Source organism: Hyphococcus sp. D3-15, assembly GCF_055809375.1.
Genome location: NZ_CM147910.1, coordinates 3,167,070 through 3,184,933 on the forward strand (window position 1 = coordinate 3,167,070; position 17,864 = coordinate 3,184,933).

18 protein-coding genes and 1 tRNA gene are annotated in these 17,864 nt (G+C 56.0%); 13 read left to right on the top strand and 6 right to left on the bottom strand.

The window, feature by feature from the left end; translation table 11 throughout:
* Window positions 1-48 precede the first annotated feature (48 nt).
* The 5 genes from AC0L8G_RS15570 (at window position 49) to AC0L8G_RS15590 (ending at window position 4,125) form a co-directional block, all read left to right on the top strand.
* Window positions 49-969: a restriction endonuclease gene (locus tag AC0L8G_RS15570; RefSeq protein ID WP_473385088.1), complete on the top strand. Its 921-nt coding sequence runs from the start codon at window positions 49-51 to the stop codon at window positions 967-969.
* A gap of 243 nt (window positions 970-1,212) precedes the next feature.
* On the top strand, window positions 1,213-2,346 hold the full coding sequence (locus tag AC0L8G_RS15575) for a hypothetical protein (protein ID WP_473385089.1): 1,134 nt from the start codon (window positions 1,213-1,215) through the stop codon (window positions 2,344-2,346).
* A 28-nt stretch (window positions 2,347-2,374) separates the two neighbouring features.
* The gene (locus tag AC0L8G_RS15580; protein ID WP_473385090.1) at window positions 2,375-2,515 is read left to right on the top strand and encodes a hypothetical protein; all 141 of its coding nucleotides are present in this window, start codon (window positions 2,375-2,377) and stop codon (window positions 2,513-2,515) included.
* A gap of 91 nt (window positions 2,516-2,606) precedes the next feature.
* On the top strand, window positions 2,607-3,644 hold the full coding sequence (locus tag AC0L8G_RS15585) for a hypothetical protein (RefSeq protein WP_473385091.1): 1,038 nt from the start codon (window positions 2,607-2,609) through the stop codon (window positions 3,642-3,644).
* Window positions 3,645-3,756: 112 nt separating this feature from the next.
* Complete coding sequence (locus AC0L8G_RS15590; RefSeq protein WP_473385092.1) at window positions 3,757-4,125, top strand: hypothetical protein; 369 nt, start codon at window positions 3,757-3,759, stop codon at window positions 4,123-4,125.
* 432 nt (window positions 4,126-4,557) lie between these two features.
* Here AC0L8G_RS15590 and AC0L8G_RS15595 read toward each other — a convergent pair whose 3' ends face one another.
* Window positions 4,558-4,896, bottom strand: coding sequence for a Ros/MucR family transcriptional regulator (locus tag AC0L8G_RS15595; RefSeq protein WP_473385093.1), 339 nt, complete (start codon window positions 4,894-4,896; stop codon window positions 4,558-4,560).
* An 861-nt stretch (window positions 4,897-5,757) separates the two neighbouring features.
* Between AC0L8G_RS15595 and AC0L8G_RS15600 the strand changes: the two genes are divergently transcribed.
* The 7 genes from AC0L8G_RS15600 to AC0L8G_RS15630 all read left to right on the top strand — a co-directional run bounded on the left by AC0L8G_RS15600 (window position 5,758) and on the right by AC0L8G_RS15630 (window position 13,071).
* Entirely contained in the window at window positions 5,758-6,090 is a 333-nt protein-coding gene (locus tag AC0L8G_RS15600; protein ID WP_473385094.1) for a DUF736 family protein, read from the top strand.
* Window positions 6,091-6,258: 168 nt separating this feature from the next.
* Window positions 6,259-6,537 carry a helix-turn-helix domain-containing protein gene (locus AC0L8G_RS15605; RefSeq protein ID WP_473385095.1) on the top strand — a complete coding sequence of 93 codons (279 nt, stop codon included), beginning with the start codon at window positions 6,259-6,261 and terminating at the stop codon, window positions 6,535-6,537.
* Window positions 6,534-7,034: a S26 family signal peptidase gene (locus tag AC0L8G_RS15610; RefSeq protein ID WP_473385096.1), complete on the top strand. Its 501-nt coding sequence runs from the start codon at window positions 6,534-6,536 to the stop codon at window positions 7,032-7,034. The genes AC0L8G_RS15605 and AC0L8G_RS15610 overlap by 4 nt, the downstream gene beginning before the upstream one ends.
* Before the next feature lie 218 nt (window positions 7,035-7,252).
* The gene (locus tag AC0L8G_RS15615; protein ID WP_473385097.1) at window positions 7,253-9,172 is read left to right on the top strand and encodes a DUF3363 domain-containing protein; all 1,920 of its coding nucleotides are present in this window, start codon (window positions 7,253-7,255) and stop codon (window positions 9,170-9,172) included.
* 175 nt (window positions 9,173-9,347) lie between these two features.
* Window positions 9,348-10,511, top strand: coding sequence for a Fic family protein (locus tag AC0L8G_RS15620; protein WP_473385098.1), 1,164 nt, complete (start codon window positions 9,348-9,350; stop codon window positions 10,509-10,511).
* Window positions 10,512-10,721: 210 nt separating this feature from the next.
* Window positions 10,722-12,806 (top strand): IncP-type conjugal transfer protein TraG, encoded by a 2,085-nt coding sequence (gene traG / locus AC0L8G_RS15625; RefSeq protein WP_473385099.1) that lies wholly within the window; start codon window positions 10,722-10,724, stop codon window positions 12,804-12,806.
* Window positions 12,703-13,071: a hypothetical protein gene (locus AC0L8G_RS15630; protein ID WP_473388889.1), complete on the top strand. Its 369-nt coding sequence runs from the start codon at window positions 12,703-12,705 to the stop codon at window positions 13,069-13,071. The genes traG and AC0L8G_RS15630 overlap by 104 nt, the downstream gene beginning before the upstream one ends.
* 408 nt (window positions 13,072-13,479) lie before the next feature.
* On the opposite strand, the gene AC0L8G_RS15635 is transcribed toward AC0L8G_RS15630, so the two are convergent.
* Together AC0L8G_RS15635 and AC0L8G_RS15640 are read right to left on the bottom strand one after the other, a co-directional pair.
* The gene (locus AC0L8G_RS15635; RefSeq protein WP_473385100.1) at window positions 13,480-14,892 is read right to left on the bottom strand and encodes a DUF6538 domain-containing protein; all 1,413 of its coding nucleotides are present in this window, start codon (window positions 14,890-14,892) and stop codon (window positions 13,480-13,482) included.
* A gap of 128 nt (window positions 14,893-15,020) precedes the next feature.
* Window positions 15,021-15,094, bottom strand: a tRNA-Gly gene (locus AC0L8G_RS15640).
* Window positions 15,095-15,240: 146 nt separating this feature from the next.
* Between AC0L8G_RS15640 and AC0L8G_RS15645 the strand changes: the two genes are divergently transcribed.
* Window positions 15,241-15,483: a YdcH family protein gene (locus AC0L8G_RS15645; RefSeq protein WP_473385101.1), complete on the top strand. Its 243-nt coding sequence runs from the start codon at window positions 15,241-15,243 to the stop codon at window positions 15,481-15,483.
* Window positions 15,484-15,501: 18 nt separating this feature from the next.
* Here the strand turns inward: AC0L8G_RS15645 and AC0L8G_RS15650 are convergent, their stop codons facing one another.
* From AC0L8G_RS15650 to AC0L8G_RS15660, 3 genes are read right to left on the bottom strand one after another with little or no spacing between them, the layout of a single operon-like run.
* A complete protein-coding gene (locus AC0L8G_RS15650; RefSeq protein ID WP_473385102.1) occupies window positions 15,502-16,134 on the bottom strand; it encodes a trimeric intracellular cation channel family protein in 633 nt (210 codons plus the stop codon).
* A 19-nt stretch (window positions 16,135-16,153) separates the two neighbouring features.
* Window positions 16,154-16,627: a GNAT family N-acetyltransferase gene (locus AC0L8G_RS15655; protein ID WP_473385103.1), complete on the bottom strand. Its 474-nt coding sequence runs from the start codon at window positions 16,625-16,627 to the stop codon at window positions 16,154-16,156.
* A 39-nt stretch (window positions 16,628-16,666) separates the two neighbouring features.
* Complete coding sequence (locus AC0L8G_RS15660; protein ID WP_473385104.1) at window positions 16,667-17,824, bottom strand: acyl-CoA dehydrogenase family protein; 1,158 nt, start codon at window positions 17,822-17,824, stop codon at window positions 16,667-16,669.
* Between the last annotated feature and the right edge of the window lie 40 nt (window positions 17,825-17,864).

The window sequence follows — 17,864 nt, forward strand, 5'->3', positions numbered from 1 at the left end:
GAGTTCATAAGTTAGTGGTAGCTGGGAGCGCAAGGGTAGCAAGCCTTTATGAAAAATGATGGGAAATTTTTTGAAAAGCTGCTGACTGAGCTCATAACCATTATGTCAGCAAGCAACCGGTACACATCGGTTGACGGACCAAGAGTTTTCTTGGAAGGGCACGATGGAGAGCGAGAATTTGATATTGTTTTGCGATCCAAGGTCTGCGGCTTTGATCTTTTAACGGTTGTTGAGTGTCGTGATCATAGCACGAAGCTTGATGTTACGCACGTGGACGCATTTCACTCCAAACTATCCGATGTCCGCGCGAATAAGGGGGTGATAGTTAGCCCCGTGGGTTTTACAGCAACTGCGGTTTCAAAAGCCAAGCGACTTGGAATTTCGTTACTTACGTGCTTTCAAGGGGAACGCTTTTCAGACTCTGTCATCGAAGTCGGCTTAGACGTACCGTTTATCGTCACTGAGATCGACATTAATGCTGCGCTTGGCGGCGGTGCAATAGACTTTGAACACGAAACAGTCGTAGCGGATGATCAGTGGTATTACCTTAACGGTAGGCCGCTATATCAATATGTCGCGGAAGCACTCTCCAAAGTTCCGGATACGGATATAAACTTAAAAGAAGAGTCTGTCTTATGTTTACGTGGGGCGGCGACTAAGGACTGGATATTAGATGAGTTCAATAAGCGCATCTACATCAGTGACCCAGACATCACGTTCCAGGTTAACGCAATGCGATACTATTTTGGTTACCTTAGCGGGATCAAAGATGCAAAAGTGATCTCTGACGTGATAAGTGGAGAGCGAACACTTTTCCTGAATCCGCTAGAGTTCTTATCAGGGGCTTACCATTCTAAATTTACAATGTTCGAAACTGTATCGGATGTCCCTAAAGTCGGAGCCGCGCGGATGAGAATATACAATCCGTGCCATTACGCGCTTCCCGATTTCGTTCAGGGCCTCAAATAGAAATTACCAATTTGCAGCTCAAATTATTTGTGTCTGAGTTATCTATCCGGGCAGAAATAGCAGCCCCTAAGATAACACGAAGCCCTTGGGCATGAAGGGAAATTGAGCATTTTTCGGGGCCTTCCACAGAGCGGATAGCCGCCAATACTTCGAGCTGAAAAAGCCTAAAATTTGCGCAAAAGCATTGCGAATCAGGGCAAATCACCTGAAATGTAAAAGATTGGCCTTGGAGCGCCGAACCCCATGCAAGTCATCGTATCAGAAGAAGAATTGCGAAAATTCTTGTCGGATCAGCCGGCTCGGCTGTCTCACCTCGTTGCGCTTCGATCAGCGCTGCGCGTTCTCCCGCTTATGGGGAGTGGTGAAAATAGCACAAAGCTAGAGTCGGAACGCTTTATCAACCAAGTGTGCTTGGCAATATTTAGATCAGCCGCGAACGCAATCGAATCAACGATTGGTGACGAGCCAAATAAACGGATAAAAAACCTACCCGCTATCCATGGGGTAGATAACGCAAGGAAGTTCAGCAAACGAAATTCTTCGCTGGAATCTGTGACGATATCTATGGCTTCCGCTTTGTCGTGCACATCTATTGATGAGATGGATGCAGTGCAATTTTGCCTAACTTCAGTTACCGGCTCCATGCAAGCTTACTCTGCGTCGATAAAGAAGGCGGGAGGAGGAAAATTCCATGAGGCCGCGTGGCAGTCAGTTATTATTGACAGTGTCAATGCCGATATCAAGCGCGCCCAGGAAACTGATGGACTGAGTATATATGAATTCGGCCCGTTGTGGCCGAATGTTGAATATACGGTTCCACGTGACGTGAACTCTCATTGGCGGCGTTTAAAGGAAATACTCACTCGCCAAGACGAAAATTGGCAAAATTGGATTGAGTGGTATGAATCGATTTTGAGGGGTGATGAGCCAGACACAAGTTTCAGCTCATATGTCTCGGGGCTATCAGAAGGCGATTGGCTCTTGGGTGCGAAACACATCAATTCATCCTTATGCGGAAAGCTAGCTCTTCGTTCGGGAGACGGCCCGAATCAAGTGACCTCGCCAAACGGAAATCATGGCGACATTGCAATACATGTAAGTGATCTTGAAGGTGCAAAACTGATAGCGCTTAGCCTAATTGAACAGATAGACAACGAGCTTCGCCGGCTTGAAGAAGAACGACCGAACTCAGAAACAGCAATCGATACTCTGGAAAGAAAAAGGGCATTTCTTAAACAGCTAAGAATCGACACCACTAATTTTATTAATTGCGCCAGCGGCGACAGCGAAGAAAAAAGCCATTCTAAACAAGCTTGCATCTCACCTCGAGGATTGGCTGAACAACAACGGACCAGAACTTGTCGATTGGGCCGTTAGGCTGAGCCTAATCACGACTTTTGTTGGTTTGCTCAAGCTGCTTGGCGCAGAAATGGTGATTGCAACTCCAATGGTTTTCGCTATTTGCGGCGGTGATAAAGCTGCAAATGTGATCGAGAAAATCGCGCACAGAAATGACGCGAAGATTAATAAAAATATTGCCGGTTGAGGCATGTGTGGGATTCTAAGTTTGTTGGAGTATTTCGCACGGTGTTGCGTTATGCAGCGAGTTCCTCTGGCAATAGTTGGGACTAAGTTTCATGCGAGGCATAGATAAAAAAGCAGTTCAAAGGAACTCTAGCGTAGGCGAGTCTGAAATTAACCGTTTTTTTCGCGCTCAGCGGTTGTATTTGGAAACCTCAGCATTCAACCATTTCGTGGATAATTTTGAGATTGCTGACATTGAGTTAACGCGTGCGTATCAGCGTGAGAAAAATGTCATCTTCGTTACATCGCCAACGATGCTCTGGGAGATAATGTTGAATACGGATCAACTGCGAGCGGATAAAATGCTGTTGGCTGCGCAAGCGCTATTCGATCCTTTGCTACTCGCAACGCCAACCGAGTTAGTGGTCCGATACCTTCGTCACGCCTATCCTGTGAACAGGATTAACTACTCCTGTTTCACAGGTTTGAATTGGCGCAACCTGTGGAGTGATATGACAAGGGACTTTTCAAAAACGTTCGCCTTCAAGTTAGCTGATCTTACCGCGAGGACACGGCCCTTTCGTACAATTTCGAAGAATTTGAACAGCGTAATGTGCGGCGCCAACCATGCGGACGAAACTGTCAGCCTTGCCGCGAAGTATGTAATGGAAATCTATTCCGCGCTCCGTGAGGATTTAGAAACATGGAATGTCGACGAAATTACTGCGAAGTTTGTAATACTCTATGTATTTCTCCTTCTCATAATATGTTCAGACTTGGATCGATCCGAAGCCAACAGTTTGTGGGCGGAAAAAGGGTTCACTGGAGATTTGGAGTACGCACAAGTTACGCGCATATTTATTGATTATCCTGAGATTTTTGTATGTGGTCCTGTTGTTGAGATGGCTGTAATGGCGGCGTCGCAGTTTCGTGCAGGTCATTTAAATCGCGGTGTGCTTCATGATGGTATGCATATGGTCTACGCGCCTTTCGTAGACGCCATACTTTCTAATGACACCGCGTTTCTGGAGTTGTCTGCTAAACAACCATTTTATCGCAATCGAGTATTTCACCTATCCGAGATCCAGTTTTCGCGGGTCAAGTTGCCTCTTTCGAAATACCAAAATGATCAAAAGTCTCGCCTCACATGATATCGGCGACGCACGTATTTTTGATTCTGTCGCGATTTGATCCATGGTCTTTTGACTATCGTCATTACTAGTATTAAATCTTTGCTGACAGTTTTACGCCGGGGATGCTGACATGGGCGACCAGAGGACTAGTAGCTCACTGCAAATGCTAGCGTTCGATATCGGGGCCAAGCTAGAGTTTGAATCGGAAAGATCAGAAGGGCTGCCAGATGAAGCTGGAGATCCCGGCCTAATTGTTGGCGCTGTCTTAATGTTAAGTAGCGCGCCTCTCACCGGGAAAATTCTTGTAACGCTTAAGGAGATTATATCGGCTTGGTTAAGCTATCGGTCTGAACGTGAAATTGAACTGAAGGCGGGAGAGTACGGCGTACGCATCAAAGGCGCCAACGAAGTTGAAAGCGCATTGGACACACTGGCAAAGGTCATGTCGACTGCTGCCGCTAAACCAGACGATGACGATTGCGAAAAACCTGGAAGCTAACGTTCCAAAGCTGATACAGCGGACGTTCTTGCTTGTCAGTCTGATCATCAAGTGTGACGCTTGAAATCACCAGTTCTTCATTGCATATTGTCCGTGGTCGCATGACCCGGAGCCTTGCAGCGCCTCAGCCCAAGCGCAAGTTAGTCCCGATACGGCAGGTATTCAGGGGACTTCCTTTCCGGCTCGACGTTATCCGCTTCCACCGCCTTCAGGCGCCGGGGTGTGATAATTGAAACGTCGTGTGTTTACCGTCAACGCTTCGTCCCGGACCTGTAAGAGATATCTGTGCGGTGTTCCGGTACGGTTGGCGAACGGCTCGGTCTTCAGTGACCTTCCTTGGAATTATGCTGTGAACGGCCGAGAAAAAATCAGGCCGTAACAATGATAACCGGGTTTTTTCAAAGCGCCGCACATTTTCAAGATTTAAGCGGGTCAGGCGCGCGCTCGTTTTCCTTTAGTGCGGCTTGCCGTTTTCCGGGCCGCCTTTCGCTTCGTCTTCGGAAGCGTTCCGAGCCCGATTTCCTTGGCGAGCTGTGATCGCTTTTTCGCGTAGTTCTTCGCCACCATGGGATAGTCAGCGGGAAGCCCCCATTTGCGGCGGTATTCCTCGGGCGACAGATCGTAATGAGTCCGCAGATAGCGCTTCAGCATTTTCAGCTTCTTGCCGTCCTCAAGGCAGATAATGTGATCGGCCGCCAGCGACTTCTCGACCGGTACGGCCGGGTCCCTCTGGCTGATCAAACGCCCGTTGCCCTCAGCAAGCGAAGACACTGCCGCATGGACCTCCTGCATCAGGACGGGAGGTCGGGCTTGAGCGAATTGTTTCCGGCATAGGCGGCGACAATCCTTCCCGTAAGCCCGAGAAGATTTTCCTCATCCGCGACAATCTCTTTGCCGATTCCCATAGGTATCTCCCTTTCATTGCCAGCAGCAGGCCGTAAAGGTCAAAGCAACTCCCGTCAAACAAGATCCGCCCGGATGTCATCATTCGTCCCCCTCGCCTCTCCCACGCTGACGCCTCGCTGCCGCAGGCTCGATATGACGGCCTGACGAAGAGTGTGAATCCCAGCATTGAAGCCCTACGCAAACCGCGGTTTATCGCATCGATCAAAGACTGGCGAACTCGGGTTCGCGAAGAGCTGGCGTGGCGTTCGAGTCCGCCGGACGCGCCGCGCTTTCCATACAAGATTCCAGGGCCCCGATGCAGAAAGCCGCGGGGGTCATTAGACCGGCGCCGACGTCGTCCTTCAGCGAGGCGATTGTGGTTCAGTAGGCGAGGAAGACGCCGTTCTTACTCCGGCGCTTCCCGCAAATTTCCGAAACATTGCCGTCCGCGTTCTTTCAATCCGCTTTGACTTCTTGGCTGCTCCCCTTGCATCCCGTCTTTGGCCTTTAGACCTGGACGACGGCCGCCGGCCCCTGAAACCGGCGGGCCGAAGAAATTTCCCTTGCGCTGGCGCGCATTCCGCGCGGAGCAAATTTCATCGCCCCGCCGGTGCTTCGCTCGCGCTGCGCCCGCTTTTTATTTTGTTTTTTGCAGGTTCAGGGCCGGCCGCCGCCGTCCTTTCGGTCCGGCGTCGACGGGGGCAATGGGTCCCCGGAACAGCAAAGCAACTGAAAGGAACTTTTAACATGGCAAACGCACTCGGATATGTCAGCGAAACGAAAACCGGCTATGAAGGCCATCTCGCCATGATCAATCTCGCCGCATCAATCCGCATCGAGAAAGTCGCCGAGAAACCATCCGACCGCGCCGCCGACTACCGCATCTTCGCAGGCGAAACCGGCACCGAAATCGGCGGCGGCTGGCTACGCGTCTCGAAATCTTCCGGCCGCGAATATCTCTCTCTCAGCTTCGCAGATCCGCAGATCGGCCCGCGCAAAGTCTATGCGAGATCTGGCGCCCGTGAAGGGCAAAGATGGCCGTCACGTCATCCTCTGGAACCCCCACAGCTAGGCGCGTAGCGCACCCACGAAAAAGCCGCCCCGGAGACGATCCGGGGCGGCTTTTTCATGTCCGTATCAGGATTAACGCCGCTGTTGGAAAATCCCGCCGGGAATATTCCGTCTCCCGGCGCGCGCATTTCTGTCCAAACTCTCGCCATCGCAAGCGTTTGAAAAGGAAACCGCGCTATGAGACGCAAAAAGCATGGTGAAAAGTCCGATACGCATCGACGGGACGACCTTAAATCAGCTGACGATCACGACCTCGATGAGCTGTTGACTGTCGATGAGGCGGCCAAACTGCTGCGTCTCTCGCGCTCCACGCTCAATCACTACCGCTGCATCGGACGCGGGCCGATCTATCGCAAGCATGGTCCCCGCGTGTTCTACACGCGGCGCAGCCTCAAAGCCTGGTCGGAACGAAGCACCTACCAGTCGACCTCGCAGCGCATAGGGAGGCGTAAATGAGACAGCGCCCCCTGATCATCATGGTCTGCGGTCTTGCAGCGATGTGTTTAAGCAGCGCTGCAGACCCGGACAAGCAGCTCATCTGGAATCGCACCGGCTCCGCGCCTGAAGGCATTTACCGGACAAGCAGCGATCCCATAGCGCTCGGCGACTGGGTCATCGTCTCCTACCGGAGCGACGCCGCCAGTTGGGCAGCGCGCCATGGCTTTATCGGCGATGGCTGGCCGCTGCTAAAGCGCGTCGCGGCCCTTCCCGGCACCGAAATCTGCCGCGAAAATTTGCAAATTTTCATAGACGGAAAACCGGTCGCAACCGCCCTTGAGCACGATCAATTGGGCAAGGAATTGCCAACCTGGAGCGGCTGTTTCATCCTCCATGCGGGCGAAATATTCCTGCTGAACGAGCATCCGCGCTCCCTCGATGGACGCTATTTCGGCGTAACCCGGATCGATGATGTGGACGCCGTCGCCCTCCCCGTTCTGCTCTTCGGCGACTGACAGCACAGCAAGCCCATGCAATGCGCTGCAAGCAATCGCAAGGAATGGAAAAGCGGACCCGGTAGGGCAAGATTAAAGCAGTGGCGCCGCCCTGCAGGCAACGCCTTGTCTGCACATCGTTTTTCTGGCGCGCGTTGCACAACGCTGCGGCGCTCTTGTTCAGGCGAAGTGTGTGAAAACATTAGAATTTGTGTAGCGCCGCCCCGATTGCAACGATTATGACGGGAGCGGATGATTTCAAGCCGCGCCTCGGCCGCATCAGGGATCTCGGTAAATCCGGCGGCAAGCGCGTCAGGACCCGGCTCAAACGCGCCGTCGCGCGTCTCAAAAAAGCGCGAGCGAAGAGTGCGTTCACCGGCAAGCGCTACGGCGCCGGCGGCGCCGCCAGAACGCGAGCCCGCGCGACCCGCCATCTGGCGCGCCGGCGCGTGCGCCGCGTCATCGTCAAAGCGCACATCGCCCGCGCCGGTAAGTCCGGCGCCGGCCTCTACCGCGCCCATGTCGGATACCTCCAGCGCGACGGCGTCGACCGCAATGGAGAAGGCGGCAGGCTTTATGACCGCGAGCGGGAGGAGATTGACCCGAGGAAATTCCTGGAGCGCAGCGAGCGCGATCCGCATCAGTTTCGCCTCGTCGTCTCGCCTGAAGACGGCGTGGCGCTCGGCGACCTCAAGCCGGCCATTCGCGAACTGATGGAAAGGATGGAGCGCGACACGAGCCGGCGGCTCGACTGGGTCGCCGTCGATCATCACAATAGCGGCCATCCCCATGCCCATATCGTCATCCGCGGACGCGACGCCCGCCTGAAGGATGTAGTGATTGCGAAAGACTACCTCATGAACGGCATCCGCGAGGCGGCCGAAGACATCGTCACAAGACGGCTCGGACCGCGCCGCGATCTCGACATCCTCCGGGCGCGTCAAAGCGAGATTGACAAGGACCGCATGTCCGCCATCGACCATGCGCTTGAACGAGACGCTATAGACGGCGTTGTCATCATTGACCGCGCGACAACCGAGGCCGATCGTTTCGAACGTCACCTCAAGCTCGCGCGTCTTCGCCATCTCGAAAACCTGGGGCTTACGGAGAAAACCGGGTCGCCAGCATGGACTATGAAGACCGGCTGGACGGACACGCTCAAAGAAATGGGCCGTCGCGGCGACATTATCCGCACCCTGGCGCGCGCGGGCGGCAAGCGCCGCGAGGCCCTGAAATTCGCAGATGCGCTGGCGCCGGACGCCCCGGCTATATCCGGGACCGTCCTTGAACACGGGCCGGAAGACGAATTGCGCGACACCCGGTTTCTCCTGGTGGAAGACTTCGATGGCCGCGTCTGGCATGTCCCCGCCGCCGCCATGGATCAGGCGAACGCTCCGCCCGTCGGCGCCGTCGTTGAAGTGAGCCGGAACCAAGCCGCACCGAAGCGCGCCGACCGGACGATTGCAGAGATTGCCGAACACAGCGGCGGCATCTGGTCGGATGCGCTGCATGCCGAAGCCGATCCGGGCTCGACCAGCGAATACCGGCTCGCACATAAGCGCCGGCTCGAAGCTTTGCGCCGAGCCGGGATAGTCGAGCGCAAAAACGACGGAGCCTGGAGCGTGCCGGACGACTACCTGGAACGGGCGGCGCGTTTCGAGTCCCGCCGTTCTGGCGGCCTGCAGCTCAAGACTGTCTCCTGGCTCTCACTCGACAGACAAGCAACGTTGCGCGCCGACACATGGCTAGACAGCGCAGAACATGACGGCCCTCGTGTTTTGGAGCATCGCGCAGCGCGGCTTGCATTCTTGCGGCGCGAAGGTTTGCTTACGGACGATGCTGGAGGGCGCCTGTCTGGCATCCAGCGCGCAGCATTGCGGCATGAAGAGCTGCGACGTGCAGCTGCACACCAGGCTTCAAAGACCGGGCGTCAGGCGATGGCGTTAGGCGTTGGAGAGCGATTCAACGGAAAACTCGAAGGCTGCGTGGATCTCGCCCAGGGCCGTATGGCGGTCATCGGGACAGACAAAGCCTTCATCATGGCGCCATGGCGCGACAGTCTCGGACGACAGGTCGGTCGGAACATGACCATCGAGCGCACCGTCCGAGGCATCGGCTGGGCGATGGGACCGCAGCGGCGGCGCGGGCTCGCCCGATGACGCCTGACGGATGCCGCTAAGACGCTTTAGCGCTTGCGGCTTCTCCTATCCAAGATCGCCTGATGTGCCTTGGAAAGGTCCACATGTTCATGACGGCGATGCATGAGCCGAATAATTTCGACATTCGGCTCAAAATTTACGTGATATTGAGCCGAATGTCTGTCATAATCGGCTCATGACCTATAATTGGCAACAACCGGACTGGGCGAATTTCTCCTACGATATCTCGGCAATTCTCGATGAATTGACGGCTTTCGAAGGCCGTGTCGGCCGTGTCAGTGGTGTTCTTGAGGCTTTGCCGGAGGGCACGCAAGTCGAGACCCTGATCGAAGTCATGGTCTCGGAAGCCATAAAGACATCTGAGATCGAAGGCGAGTATCTCAGCCGCGCCGATGTGATGTCATCCATCCGGCGCAATCTGGGCCTGACAGACGCGCCACCCGCCAGAGATGCAAGAGCAGCCGGCGTCGCGGAGTTGATGGTGGCTGTAAGGCGAGAGTTTGCATCTCAGCTTACAGAAGACATGCTCTTTAATTGGCATCGGATGCTGATGCGCGGAAATCAACGCGTTTCTGTGGGCGCCTGGCGCACGCACGAAGAACCGATGCAGGTTGTTTCCGGCGCGATTGGGCGGGAGACTGTCCACTATGAGGCCCCGCCATCTGCAGACGTGCCCACAATGATGACCCAGTTCGTCGAATGGTTTAACACAACAGGACCGGGCGGCCACAAGCCAATCAAACAGGCGCCGATACGGTCCGCCCTTGCGCACCTTTATTTTGAAAGCGTTCATCCGTTTGAAGACGGAAATGGACGCATTGGACGCACTATCTCGGAAAAGGCCTTGTCTCAGGGAGTTGGGCGGCCAGTCTTGCTCAGCCTGTCCAAGGCCATCGAGTCGGACCGGAACGCCTATTATGATGCCCTGAAAGCGGCTCAGCAAACGAACGAGGTGACGGACTGGATCAGATACTTTCTGAGCGTCTGCCTCAAGGCGCAGCAGGATGCTGAAGATCAGATCGATTTCACACTCCAGAAGGTGAAGTTTTTCGATACGTTCAAGGACAGACTCAATGAGCGCCAGACACGCGTTATCCGCCGCATGCTCGATGAAGGTCCCAAAGGATTTGTGGGTGGCATGAGTGCAAACAAGTATGTCTCCATCGCAAAAACATCCAAGCCTTCAGCGACGCGCGACCTTCAGGCATTGGCGGAAATGAAAGCCTTGGTCGTCACCGGAGGCGGCAGGAGCACGCGGTATTGGTTGCCTTTCGACCTACGTGCGAAAGGGGGCGAGCAGGTCCAAAAACAAACTTTATCCAAGGCGGGACTGGCATAAGCCCTGAAGTGCGCCTTCCAGGTGCAATCGTATCTGCATACCAAACGCTGCTCGGCCGACAGTGGCATGCGCCATAAGAGGTGATCACGAAGTGTAGCGCATTACCTGGCTTTGCACGACATCGCCGCTCGTTGCCCGCCGTCCAACTAGGCATGTGCGACCTAAGACGCGAACCTCCTGAAGCCCGCAATCAGACTTCAGGAGCGATCCATGGCCGGTACACGCATTCTAATCGGACAAATTTTCATCGTCTTCGCGCTGATAATCGGCGCGCTTTGGGTCGCAACGCAGTCGACGGCCGACGCGCTCGGTTTTCAATCCTCGCTGGGCGCGCCCTGGTTCGAACTCTCCGGCTATCCGGTCTACAAGCCCTGGCGTTTGCTCCAATGGTGGTACGCTTATGAAGCCTACGCGCCGGACCTGTTCGCGCGCGGCGGCCTTATTACGATCAGCGGGACCGGGCTGGCGATCATCGCCGCGATCATCGGGTCGATACTCCGAAGCAAGCACGAGCGCAATGTGATCACCTACGGGTCTGCGCGCTGGGCCGACCAATCCGATATTGAGCGTCGACAGCTTCTCGACAATGAAGGCGTCTTCCTCGGACGGTGGGAGGAGCGCTATCTACGCCATCACGGTCCCGAACATGTTATGGCCTTCGCGCCGACCCGGTCAGGAAAAGGCATCGGCCTGGTTGTGCCGACCCTGCTGTCATGGACAGGCAGCGCCGTCATTCACGACATCAAGGGCGAAAATTGGAGCCTCACCTCGGGATGGCGCTCGACCTTTTCAACCTGTATTCGCTTCGACCCCACCGACCGGCGCAGCCCCCGATATAATCCTTTGACCGCCGTGCGGCGCGGCGAATGCGAAGTGCGTGACGCTCAAAACATCGCCGACATCCTAGTCGACCCCGAGGGCTCGCTCCAGCGCGGCAACCATTGGGAGGACACCGCACACTCGCTGCTGATCGGAGTTATCCTCCATGTTCTCTACGCCGAGCCCGACAAAACGCTTTCGGGCTGCGCGCGGTTTCTGTCCGATCCCGAACGATCCTTTTCGGCGACGCTGCGCGCCATGATGGCGACGCCGCATCTGGGGGCGGCGGGCGCTCACCCGGTTGTGGCCCAATCCGCCCGGGAATTGTTGAACAAAACAGAGAACGAACGTTCAGGCGTGCTCTCGACCGCCATGCGCTTCCTTGCGCTCTATCGCGATCCCGTCATCGCCGCGGTGACAAGCGCAAGCGACTGGCGCGTCGAAGACCTTGTAGATGCGGACCGCCCCCTGTCGCTTTATCTCGCAACGCCGCCGTCAGACCTGTCGCGTACAAGGCCCCTCATGCGCCTCATCCTCAATCAAATCGGGCGGCGTTTGACCGAAAAACTTCCATCCAAGTCGAGACGCAAACTTCTCTTAATGCTCGACGAGTTTCCTGCACTCGGCCGGCTCGACTTCTTTGAAAGCACCCTAGCCTTCATGGCGGGCTATGGCATCCGGTCATATCTTATCGCGCAGTCGCTCAATCAGATCGAGAAAGCATATGGCCCGAATAATTCGATACTGGATAATTGCCATGTGCGCATAGCGTTTTCCACGAATGACGAACGCACCGCCAAACGCGTCTCCGACGCCATCGGCACAACCACTGAACTGCGCGCCCAGAAAAATTACACCGGCCACCGGCTCTCGGCGTGGCTTAGCCATATGATGGTGTCGCGTCAGGAAACACAGCGCGCGCTGATCACGCCGGGTGAAGTCATGCAGCTTCCCGACGACGACGAAATCGTCCTTGTCTCCGGGACGGCGCCTATACGCGCAAAGAAACTGCGCTATTTTGAGGACGCCAACTTCACGAACCGCGTGATGGACGAAGCGCCCGTCACGCCGCACGTTGCAAAGCCCAAATCAACCGACTGGGCAGATGCACCACCCCCTGGGAGCCGCGACGCCGGCCTGACGGTAGTGGTCCGGAACACTGCCTCGCCATTGAGCACGACCGGGCGCTGGAAGCGCCGGAGCCTGAAGGGGGCTCCGATAGGGACCTTGATGCGGACAAGGGCGACCCGCTCGATCCGCCTTCCGGCCAAGACGCGGACGCGCCCCGAAAGGCGAATGGCGTCGATCCCGACGGTCCTGATTTCCTGCCTGACTTTTAACAGCGATGACGAGACCGCGCATTCACGTCCGCCTGCCGACAAATCTTTACGCTCGGCTCGACGAAGAGGCGCAAAAACCCGGGGCGTCGAAGTCGGAGGTCGTGGAAAAAGCGCTCAACGCCTGGTTCAATCCTGAAACAAACGCCGTGCTGGAAGAGCGACTTCTTTCCAGACTCGACGCCTTCGATGAACGCCAGTCCGAAATCGAGCGCGATGTCGCCTTCACCTACGAGACGCTCGCGCATTTCATTCTCTACTGGATGGCCTACACCGACCCCATTCCCGACGGCGAGCGCGACGCCGCCCATGCGATCGCGCGGCGGCGGTTCGATCATTTCATTGCGCAGGTTGCACAAAAGGTTGCTCATCATGAGCCCGATAGCGGCATTGACGGAGCCTGACCGCCGCAGCCCCTCATTTTTTTGCTGCACGACTTGTTCCACATGGAATTTTTTACAAAATAAAAACTGCGCATTGCGCGCCAAACTGGAGATGGGCACAGACACTCTCTGCGTCAGCAGTCAACGCCGCAAGCATCCAATTTATCGCCCGTTGTCTCGCCTTGCCAAAGCTTGCCGGTACTTTCCGTCGCTCCAACTATACAGACCCGCCTATCTCACAAGATCATGGCTTCATGGCTGTTTCAGATGAAGCATTGACGCACGCGCGCGACCTGGCCGCCGAAATCGTGGCGACCTTCGGGACGGCCTACCTGCCGATATTCAAAGTGCTCGATGACGAAGTGTGCAAACGCCGGGAGGAAGAGGCTTCCATCCGTTCAATTCTCGCCAACCACGCCTCGCCTGAGCTCAGCGCGCGCCGTCGAAAGCGCGGAAGAAGTTTTTTGGAACGCGGTGTGCGATTTTGAGAAGCTCTTTGCACTGATAGTCGAGCGAACCGCCGGTTCCGTATTCGGGTCGGTTGTTCTTGTGTCCCATAAGCATCATGCGCAACTCGTAATCAATGTGACCTTCTTTCATTCGGTCTTCGAATGAATGCCGGTAGGAATAGATAACGTGGCGATCGGTTGGAAAGAGGCCGAGACGCCGATAGGCGGCATTGGCGGCGGCAGAGAATGAATTCGTCTTGTCGTGATATTTCGGAAATCCGTTCGGCGCTCGCTTTGCAGCTTCCAGGGAGACGCCGACCAGCGGGATCCGGCGCACTGACGTCTCTGTTTTGACTTCCCGGTCTTCACGATCAGGAATGACGAGATGGGGAATCTCCGCGTCGAGCCGAATGTCTTCCGGACGCAGATTAATAATTTCCCCTGGCCGGCAGCCAGTTTCGATCATCATTAAAGGCGCCAGGAACGTTTCATCAGTAAGGCGTTGATACCAGCCCGGCACGAGGACTTTCTCACGAATCCATTTGTCGGAAAACGGCGGATATTTTCGCGTGCCGCGATTGAGCCGTTCCTTGAAAGTGAGATTACGAAACGGGTTCAGTCTTGTCTCATCGCCGACATAGTTGAAGTAATCCGTATAAAGCCTGCGAATGTCGCCGAAATGGCGATCCGCAGTCTTCGGCTGTTTCGGCTTCGCGCCCGGATCTTTCGGCGACACCTCATTGTTCCAGAAATCGTAATATTGCTGGCCGTGTTCGCGGGTGATGTCTACCATGGCGAGATCGCCGATGACGTCCACGAAATATTTGAGCGACAGATCCTTCGTGGCTTTCCACCGGCGCTTTTGCTCGGGCGATTTCTTGACGAGCAGAGGCGGCGCTATCCGGGTCTGGTAAATTTCCATCGCCTCGCTGACGGAGACTTTCGGCGCCTCAACTGCGCCCAGCATTGCCGAGACGTCTTCTTCATTGAGTTCGCCATTTGACGGCGCCCGGCTTTCGATCGCCTGAAGCCGGCTGACGACTTCGTCGATCATCGAAGGCGTAGCGAGTTCATCTATCGCTCGGAACCTGAAGCCGGCTGCAAGCGCCCGCGCTTTTGCGACTTCGTATCTTTTCCTTGCATGCGCCATTTCCATCGGCTCGCCGATGCGTTCGAGGTCGAGCGAAAGGCGCAGTTTCCCCCAATAGCTTTCGTCTGCATCGACGAGTGCGTCGCGTCTCGCCCGAGCGACTTCAAGCGATGACGTGCCGAGCGCGAGGCGGATGAATTCGCTCGGATAGAAGGGGCGCAAGCGGGTGGGAACGCGGCGGTAATAATAGTACCGCCCGCCGCGCTGCTTGAGGAATTTTTCGTCTTTCGCAGACCGAGCCATGGCAAAATTGTAGCCCAGTTTGTATCAAAAAAGTAGCCCAAAAATCGCCAATTTGAGAATCGGCCGCTGCGCGCGAAAACAATAACATATTATTTTCAATGGGTTATTTCGCATTGTCGGGGAAAAGCTGGAGCGGGTAGCGGGAATCGAACCCGCATCTTGAGCTTGGAAGGCTCCGACTCTACCATTGAGCTATACCCGCGCCCCTTGGATTGGGACGCCTTAAATAGCGGATTTATAGGCCCGCGCAAGCCTTTAAACTCCGACCATCCGCCCCATTTTTGACGGATATCAAACACCGCCCCAGCCCTGGCGGTAGTCTGGCCATAGAAAAATGGAGCCGACCCAATGACCCACACGCCGCATGAACTGCATGAAGAATTTCCCGACAAGGCTGATCTGATCCACAAGCTCAAGACTTCTGACGCGCATTTCACCAAATTGGCGGATGCTTATCACGAGCTGAACCGGGACATTCACCGTCTGGAGGCGCGGGTCGAGGCGGCCAGCGAAATGCACGAGGAAGAGCTGCGCAAAAAGCGCATGGCGCTGAAGGACGAAATCGCCGGCATTCTCGCCAAGGCCGAATAAAGCCGTCTGGCGGCCGCTTTACAGCTCGCTCTTTCTGGGGCGGGCGTATCTCGGCGAGGGAATATTGAAAATGATCGCCGCCGCCCGGATGGCGAAAGTGGTCAGCGCCGCGATAATGGCGGCTGCACTCTCGCCAAGTCCGAGCGCCAGCAGCCCCACATAAACCCCGGCGCCGATCAGCGCCGCGGTCGCATAAATATCCTGTTTCAAAATCAGCGGCGGTTCGTTCAACAGAACATCGCGCACGACGCCGCCGAATGTCGCCGTCACCGCGCCCATGAAAATGGCGATGACGGTGGGCGCGTTCGCCGCAAGCGCCGCCTGCGCGCCAAGCACGGAAAACACCGCCAGCCCCATGGCGTCAGCCCAGATCAGCGCCTTCAAGCGCGAGTCGATCAGCGGCTGCGCGAGGGTCGCAATCACCGCGCCGGCCAGGCAGATAAACACCGCCGAAGGCGACGCGATCCACCAGACCGGAAAGGAGCCGAGCAGCACGTCGCGGATGGTGCCGCCGCCAACCCCGGTCACAAAGGCGATCATCGCGACGCCGAACACATCCATATCGTTACGCAACGCCGTCAGCGCGCCGGAAATGGCGAAAACAAACAGGCCGATCGTGCTCAATGCGGCGAAAATCTGGGCGGGTTCCATGGCCGAGCATAGCGCCGATTCATGCGCCTCCGGCAAGCGCCTCATAATCCGCACGCGAGAGCCGGTAAACCGCGCATTGGTCTTTTCCGAAAACGCGGCGTTCAACGAACCGAAAGCCAAGCCGCTCGTAAAAGCGGCGGGCGCGGTGATTGCCTTCCAGCGGATCGATCACGATGGCTTTCACTGCTTTGTCGGCGAAGCATCGCTCAAAAGCCGCGCGCATCATTTGCGTTCCAAGCCCGCGGCCAAGATCACCCTCCTCGCCAATCCAGATATCGAGGGCGCGCAAATTATCCTCGATCTCGCCCCAATAATGAGTTGGCTCTTTCGCAGGGTCGATAACCTCTACAACGCCAACGGGACGCCCGGCCTCCTCGGCGATGAGGATTTCGCCCCATGCAGCGTCGCGAGGAATTTCCGCGTCCCAGTCATACCAGTCATCATCGCCGCCCGCCGACGCCACATGAGGATGCTCATCCCAACGCTTCAGCATGGGAATATCATCCGCCGTCGCGGGACGAAGCCGCATGGCTTAAAGCGTGCGCGCGATTAGCAGCTTCATGATTTCGTTGGTGCCGCCATAGATGCGTTCGACGCGGCAATCGGCGTAGATCCGGCTGATCGGATATTCGTCCATATAGCCATAGCCGCCAAACAGCTGGAGGCATTTATCGACAATCTCGCCGCAAAGATCGGTCAGCAACATCTTGCCCATGGAGGCGGTCGCCGCATCGAGCGTGCCGTCGAGCAATTGCTGGGTGCAGCTATCCACAAACACCCGCGCCATGGTGGCTTTCGCCTTGCACTCGGCCAATACGAATTGCGTGTTCTGGAACTTCATGATCGGACGCCCAAAGGCTTCGCGCTCTTTCACATAGGCGATGGTCAGCTCCAATGCGCGCTCGATCTGCGCGATGGCGCCCACCGCAATCTGGTGGCGCTCCTGGGGAAGCTGCTCCATCAGTTGGAAAAATCCCTGACCTTCTTCCGTACCGAGAAGATTTTCTGTCGGAATTTTCACGTCATTGAAGAAAAGCTCCGACGTGTCCTGCGCCTTGTTGCCGAGTTTCTTCAGATTGCGCCCGCGCGAAAAACCTTCCGCATCATCGGTTTCAACAACCATCAGCGATACGCCCTTGGCGCCTTCCGACGGATCAGTTTTTGAAACGACGATGATGATATTGGCGGTCTGCCCATTGGTGATGAAGGTTTTCGACCCGTTCATCACATATTGGTTGCCTTCTTTGATCGCCGTGGTCCGCACCGCCTGAAGATCGGAGCCGGTGCCCGGCTCGGTCATCGCGATCGCGCCGACGAGTTCGCCCGACGCCATACGCGGCAGCCAGCGTTTCTTTTGCTCTTCCGTGCCGTAATGGAGGATGTAGGGCGCGACGATGCAATTATGCAGGCCCGCGCCGAAACCTTCAACGCCGGAACGGATCTGTTGTTCGATGAAAATCTGCTCATGGGCGAAGCTGCCGCCAACGCCGCCATATTCTTCCGGCATCGACATGCACAAAAGCCCGGCCTCGCCCGCCTTGTTCCACGCCCAGCGGTCAACAACGCCGTTCTCGCGCCATTTTTCGACATGGGGCGCCAGTTCGCGCGTAAAGAACTTTCCGACTTCTTCTTCGAAAAGCTCAAGATCGTCGGTTTTCCAGGCGGGTGTCGGGGTTTGCAGAACAGACATTGACGCACTCCAAAAGCATGAATTCGCCCCGTAAATCGCA